The sequence below is a fragment of the Bradyrhizobium sp. UBA2491 genome (genome assembly GCF_002341725.1).
GTDB lineage: Bacteria > Pseudomonadota > Alphaproteobacteria > Rhizobiales > Xanthobacteraceae > Bradyrhizobium.
This window is the reverse complement of sequence record NZ_DDOP01000105.1, coordinates 1-5,841: the sequence shown is the minus strand read 5'-3', so window position 1 is coordinate 5,841 and position 5,841 is coordinate 1. Positions and strand designations below refer to the sequence as shown.

Sequence of the window (5,841 nt, the reverse complement as noted above, 5' to 3'; positions counted from 1 at the left end):
CGCAAGGGGGGAGGGAGCCCAACCGGCGTGCTCACCTCACGACGATGTTGAAGGAATTGACGTCAGTGAGGGACGCTCCACTGGGCAGGCTCCCTCCCCCCTTGCGGGGGAGGGTTGGGGAGAGGGGCACCACGGGCAAGATCGCAGTGAGATTCCACACACGCACAACAACCCGCCTCCTCCCACGCTGACCGACGTCGTCACCACGCTGCGTACGCTCGGCAAGGCCGAGCTGCCGGCGCAGCTGGCGCGCTGGCTGGACGAGCTCGACGAGACCGGACGCTGGGCGCTGCTGAAGCTCGTCACCGGTGCGATGCGGATCGGGATCTCGGCGCGGCTGGCGAAGACCGCGGCGGCAGCGCTCGGCGACAAGGACCCGCATGAGATCGAGCTGATGTGGCCGGGCCTGTCGCCACCCTATCTCGACCTGTTCGCCTGGCTCGAAGGCCGCGGCAACAAACCGGTCAACAGCGACCCGACGCCGTTCCGCCCGGTGATGCTGGCGCATGCGATCGAGGATACCGACTTCGCCAATCTCGACGCCGCCGATTTCAGCGCCGAATGGAAGTGGGACGGCATCCGCGTCCAGGCCGTCGCCGGCCGCGATACACGCGGCCACATCCAGGCGCGGCTCTATTCGCGCACCGGCGAGGACATCACCGGCAGCTTCCCCGACCTGGTGCCCTCGCTGCATCTGCCCGGCGCGATCGACGGCGAATTGCTGGTGCTGCGCGACGGCCGCGTGCAGACCTTCAACGTCCTGCAACAGCGGCTGAACCGCAAAGTCGTCTCGCCGAAACTGATCAAGGAATTCCCGATCCATCTGCGCGCCTACGACCTGCTCGGCGACGATGAGAACGATCTGCGCGAGCTGCCGTTCACCGAGCGGCGTGCGCATCTCGAAGCCTTCGTCGCCAAGCTCGGCGATCCGCGCATCGACCTGTCGCCGACCGTCCCGTTCGCGAGCTGGGAAGACCTCGCCGCCGCGCGCGCCGATCCCAGGAGCGCGGGCGCCGGCGACGATGCCGACGCGGTCGAAGGCGTGATGCTGAAGCGGCGCGACGCGCCCTACCTGCCGGGGCGGCCGAAAGGCCCGTGGTGGAAATGGAAGCGCGATCCGCACATCATCGATGCGGTGCTGATGTATGCCCAGCGCGGCCACGGCAAGCGCTCGTCCTATTACTCCGACTACACCTTCGGGGTCTGGACCCGCGGCGATGCCGGCGATGAGCTGGTGCCGGTCGGCAAGGCCTATTTCGGCTTCACCGACGAGGAGCTGTTGCAGATCGATCGCTTCGTCCGCCGCAACACCACCGAGAAGTTCGGTCCGGTGCGCCACGTCGTGCACGAGCCGGATCTGGGGCTGGTGCTGGAAGTCGCCTTCGAGGGCTTGCAGCGCTCGCCGCGGCACAAATCCGGCGTCGCGATGCGCTTTCCCCGGATCAGCCGGCTGCGCTGGGACAAGCCGCCGCGTGAGGCCGACCGGCTGGAGACGCTTGAACGGATGTTAATCTCCATGACAGGAAGTTAAACCCGCAAGCGACATGGCAACCATTGATCGCCGCTCACGGATTTCCCATGTGCTCCGCCGTGACCTATAATGCGCGGACGATTCCGCCAGGAGATACAGATGCCGAACGACGTCAGGGACTTGCCGGCCGGTGGCCAGAGCGACGGCCTGTACCGCTTTCTCGGCGGCTCGCCGCTCTCGGTGGCGTTCCGGCTGATCCTGCTCTCGATCCTGGTCGGCGTCGTGCTCGCCGCGATCGGCCTCGACCCCTGGAATATCCTCAATAGCGTCCGCAGGCTGTTCCAGACGATCTGGGACTTCGGCTTCGATGCGATCAACTGGGCCTGGCGCTACTTCCTGCTCGGCGCCGTGATCGTGATCCCGATCTGGCTGTTGTCGCGGCTGTTCGGCGCGCCGCGCGGCCGCTAGTCCGAAGGAAAGCCCGCAGCCGATGCAATTGCGATTTGTCGGCTGCGGCGATGCGTTCGGCTCCGGTGGCCGTTTCAACACCTGTTTCCACCTCAATGGTAACAGCACCAATCTCCTGATCGATTGCGGCGCCTCGTCGCTGCCGGCGATGAAGCGGCTCGAGATCGACCGCGACGCGATCGACCTGATCCTGATCACGCATTTCCATGGCGATCATTTTGCCGGATTGCCGTTCTTCCTGCTCGACGCACAGTTCACCCGCCGCAGCCGACCGCTGGTGATCGCCGGACCGCAGGGGATCGAGACGAAATTGCCAGAGGTGATGGAGGTGATGTTCGAGCACTCCTCCAGGACCAGACAGCGCTTCGATCTCTCCGTCGTCACGCTCGCCCCGCAGGAGCGACGCTGCTTCGGCGAGGTGACCGTAACACCTTATCCGGTGGTGCATGGCGAATCCGGCGGGCCGTTTCTGGCCTATCGCATCGAGGCGGAAGGCCGCGTCATCAGCTACAGCGCCGACACCGAATGGACCGACGCGCTGATCCCGGCCGCGCGGGACGCCGATCTCTTCATCGCCGAGGCCTATACCTACGACAGGATGGTCAAGAACCATCTCAGTCTGAAAACGCTGGAAGCGCATTTGCCCGAGATCAACGCCCGGCGCGTGGTGCTGACGCATATGAGCGACGACATGCTGGGCCGCGTCGGCGACCTGCCTTACACGGTTGCGAGCGACGGCATGGTCGTGGTGTTCTGACGGTGCATTTCCGCGTCGGGCGACCCCGCCCCTCGCCACCGCATTGCTCTCAGAACAATTCCCCCATGGTCGCGCGCCGGACGACGCGGTAAAAACCTGGATTGCTCGCAACTCTGGCCATGCACGCGCCCATTCATCAGAAGATCACGACCCGCCAGGTGTTCGCCATCGCCGGACCGGCGATGGTCGCCAATCTGACCACGCCGCTGATCGGCATCGTCTCGACCACTGCGATCGGCCGCCTCGACGATGCCGCGCTGCTCGGCGGGGTGGCGATGGCCTCGGTGATCTTCGATTGCCTGTTCTGGCTGTTCGCCTTCCTGCGCATGAGCACGCTGGCCTTCACCGCGCAGGCGCAAGGCGCCGGCGAACCGCAGGAATACGCCGCGATCCTGGTGCGCGGCTTCATCGTCGCCGGCCTGATCGGAGCGGCGCTGATCGCGCTCCAAGTGCCGCTCGCCGCAATCACGTTCCAACTGATGGGCGGCAGCGAGGGCGTCACGCGCGCGGCCAGGACCTATTTCATGATCCGGATCTGGTCGGCACCGCTGGCGCTCGCCAATTACGTCATCCTGGGCTGGCTGGTCGGGCAGGCGCGCGCCAACCTGGCGCTGGTCCTGCAAATCGTGATCAACCTGATCAGCATGGCCGCGACCGTGCTGCTGGTGCAGGTCTATGGCGCCGGGATCGCGGGTGCTGCGATCGCCGCCGTGCTCGCCGAGACCAGCGGCTTTGCCGCCGGCATCGTGGTGGCGTGGCGGCTCTCGCAAACCGGCTTCGCCGTTCCCGCGGCCACGCTGTTCGACCGCGCCAAGCTGATGCGGATGCTGGCCGTCAACCGCGACATCATGGTGCGCACCGCGGCGCTGATCGTCGTGTTCCTGTTCTTCACCGCCAAGGGCGCACGCGAGGGCGACGTCACGCTGGCGGCGAATTCGGTGCTGAACAACTTCCTGCTGGTCAGCGCCTTCTTCCTCGACGGTCTCGCCAATGCCGCCCAGCAGTTGTGCGGCCGTGCTTTCGGCGCCCGCGACGGACGCGGCTTCGCCGATTCGACCCGGCTGGTTCTGCTGTGGGGCATCGGCTTCGCGCTGGTCGTGTCGGTGCTGTTCGCGCTGTTCGGACCGGCGCTGATCCGTCTGATGACGACCAGCGACGAGGTGCGCCGCTATGCGCGCGACTTCCTGCCGTTCGTGATCCTGGCGCCGCTGCCCGGCGTATTCGCCTTCGGCTTCGACGGCATCTATGTCGGCGCCACCTGGGCGCGCGAGATGCGCAATCTGATGCTGGCCTCGCTCGCGATCTTCCTCGTCACCTGGTGGGCACTCAGCGGCTACGGCAACACCGGCCTGTGGATCGCACTGATCGGCTTCTACGTCGCGCGCGGCGGCCTGCAAGGCCTGCGCTATCCGGCGATGCTGCGGAAGACGTTCAAGTGAACCAGGCGGCGCTCTGCTCCCTCGCCCCGCTCTTGCGGGGAGAGGGTTGAGGTGAGGGGCTATCTCCGCGAAACGGTAAGAGCTGATACGCGGAGGCTCCCCCTCACCCGGATTGCATCTGACGATGCAATCCGACCTCTCCCCGCAGGCGGGGCGAAGTAAGAACATCTACCTCACCGGCCAGTCCTCGGCCGTGATGGTCGCGGCATCGGCGCCGACGATCTCCGACAACGAATCGCGCCCCGTCCGCAGCAAGGTCGAGGACAGGTCGCGCTTGATGTCGTCGACCAGGCCGACGCCCTTGTAGACCAGCGAGGAATAGAGCTGGATCAGGCTGGCACCGGCGCGGATCTTGGTCAGCGCGGCGCCACCGCTATCGATGCCGCCGACGCCGATCAGCGGAAACGCGCCTTCGACGCGGACATAGGTCTCGGCCACCATCCGCGTCGACAACCGGAACAGCGGACGGCCCGACAGGCCGCCCTGCTCCTTGGCGCGGTTCTCCTCGCGCAAGGTCGAGGGACGCGCCAGCGTAGTGTTGGCGACGATCATGCCGTCGACGCGCCGCGAGCGGGCGACGTGCACGACGTCGTCGAGCTCGGCGAGGCTCAGATCCGGCGCGATCTTCAGCAGTACCGGTGAATCGCCAGCGTTCCTGCGCACGCGCTCGCGGGTGTCGATGACCCGCGCCAGCAGATCGTCGAGCGCCGCCGATTGTTGCAGGTTGCGCAGGCCCGGCGTGTTCGGCGAGGACACGTTGACGGTGAAATAGCTCGCGACCGGCGCAAAGGTCTCGATCAGCTTCACATAATCGGCGGTGCGGTCCTCTGAATCCTTGTTGGCCCCGACATTGACGCCGACGATGCCGCCGCCGCCGGCGCGCGCGACGAGCCGACGCAGCACGGCTTCGGCGCCGTCATTGTTGAAGCCCATGCGGTTGATGATCGCGTTGTGCGCCGGCAGGCGGAACAGCCGCGGCTGCGGATTGCCGGCCTGCGGGCGCGGGGTGATGGTGCCGATCTCGACGAAGCCGAAACCCAGCGCGAACAATGCATCGATGTGCTCGCCATTCTTGTCCAGGCCGGCGGCCAGGCCGACCGGATTGGGGAAGGTCAGCCCGAACACCGTGCTGGGCATCGGCGCGATGCGTGCGGCCAGCAGCGGCGTGGTGCCGGTGCGATAGGCCAGGTCCAGTGCGGACAGGCCGAGGCCGTGGGCGCGCTCGGCGTCGAGCGAGAACAGGAAGGGGCGGGCAAGCGAATACATGCGTAGGTTTCAGTCCAGCGTGCCGAGGAAGGCTCGGGTTCGATATTCAAAAGCGACCTGGCCGTCGACCGCGTGGGCGGCGAACAGGTCCTGCAGAGCGTCGATCATCAGCGCGTGGCGCGGATGACCAGATTGCGGGGCATAGGAGGAGGACAGCAGGCGCCCGCGCAGGGCATCGAAATCCAGATGCTGTACGTTCGGCAGCTCCACCCTGCCGCGCAGACCGGGGCCGAACCAGGCCTGCATGGTGGCATCGTCCTGGTAGCGCTCGGCCACGGCGGTGTAGTCGGTACCGTAGTCCAGCAGCAACTGTTCGTAGCCGATCAGGAACGGACTGGCATCGAGCAGTCGTGAATTCCAATAGATCAGTGCCAGGCCACCCGGACGCAGGATGCGCTGCCACTCGGCGCGCACCGCCACGGTGTCGAACCAATGGAAGG

The 5,841-nt window shown here is 66.4% G+C and carries 5 protein-coding genes and 1 pseudogene; 4 read left to right on the top strand and 2 right to left on the bottom strand.

Annotated features, from left to right (window positions below):
- The 4 genes from B2W55_RS33920 to B2W55_RS33905 form a co-directional block, all read left to right on the top strand.
- A partial coding sequence (locus B2W55_RS33920; RefSeq protein WP_291532744.1) for a cisplatin damage response ATP-dependent DNA ligase occupies positions 1-1,531 on the top strand: 1,531 nt, incomplete at its 5' end.
- 99 nt (positions 1,532-1,630) lie between these two features.
- Positions 1,631-1,939 (top strand): DUF6460 domain-containing protein, encoded by a 309-nt coding sequence (locus B2W55_RS33915; protein WP_024581783.1) that lies wholly within the window; start codon positions 1,631-1,633, stop codon positions 1,937-1,939.
- A 22-nt stretch (positions 1,940-1,961) separates the two neighbouring features.
- The gene (locus B2W55_RS33910) at positions 1,962-2,696 is read left to right on the top strand and encodes an MBL fold metallo-hydrolase (RefSeq protein ID WP_024581782.1); all 735 of its coding nucleotides are present in this window, start codon (positions 1,962-1,964) and stop codon (positions 2,694-2,696) included.
- Between the two features lie 119 nt (positions 2,697-2,815).
- Positions 2,816-4,135 (top strand): MATE family efflux transporter, encoded by a 1,320-nt coding sequence (locus B2W55_RS33905; RefSeq protein WP_024581781.1) that lies wholly within the window; start codon positions 2,816-2,818, stop codon positions 4,133-4,135.
- A 168-nt stretch (positions 4,136-4,303) separates the two neighbouring features.
- Here B2W55_RS33905 and B2W55_RS33900 read toward each other — a convergent pair whose 3' ends face one another.
- Both B2W55_RS33900 and B2W55_RS33895 read right to left on the bottom strand, forming a co-directional pair.
- On the bottom strand, positions 4,304-5,401 hold the full coding sequence (locus B2W55_RS33900; protein ID WP_291532743.1) for a quinone-dependent dihydroorotate dehydrogenase: 1,098 nt from the start codon (positions 5,399-5,401) through the stop codon (positions 4,304-4,306).
- Positions 5,402-5,410: 9 nt separating this feature from the next.
- Positions 5,411-5,841: pseudogene (locus B2W55_RS33895) on the bottom strand (hypothetical protein); the annotation flags it as partial.

Coding starts and splice junctions, on each gene's coding strand:
- B2W55_RS33915 (WP_024581783.1), top strand. CDS start 1,631: ATGCCGAACGACGTCAGGGACTTGCCGGCCGGTGGCCAGAGCGACGGC.
- B2W55_RS33910 (WP_024581782.1), top strand. CDS start 1,962: ATGCAATTGCGATTTGTCGGCTGCGGCGATGCGTTCGGCTCCGGTGGC.
- B2W55_RS33905 (WP_024581781.1), top strand. CDS start 2,816: ATGCACGCGCCCATTCATCAGAAGATCACGACCCGCCAGGTGTTCGCC.
- B2W55_RS33900 (WP_291532743.1), bottom strand. CDS start 5,401: ATGTATTCGCTTGCCCGCCCCTTCCTGTTCTCGCTCGACGCCGAGCGC.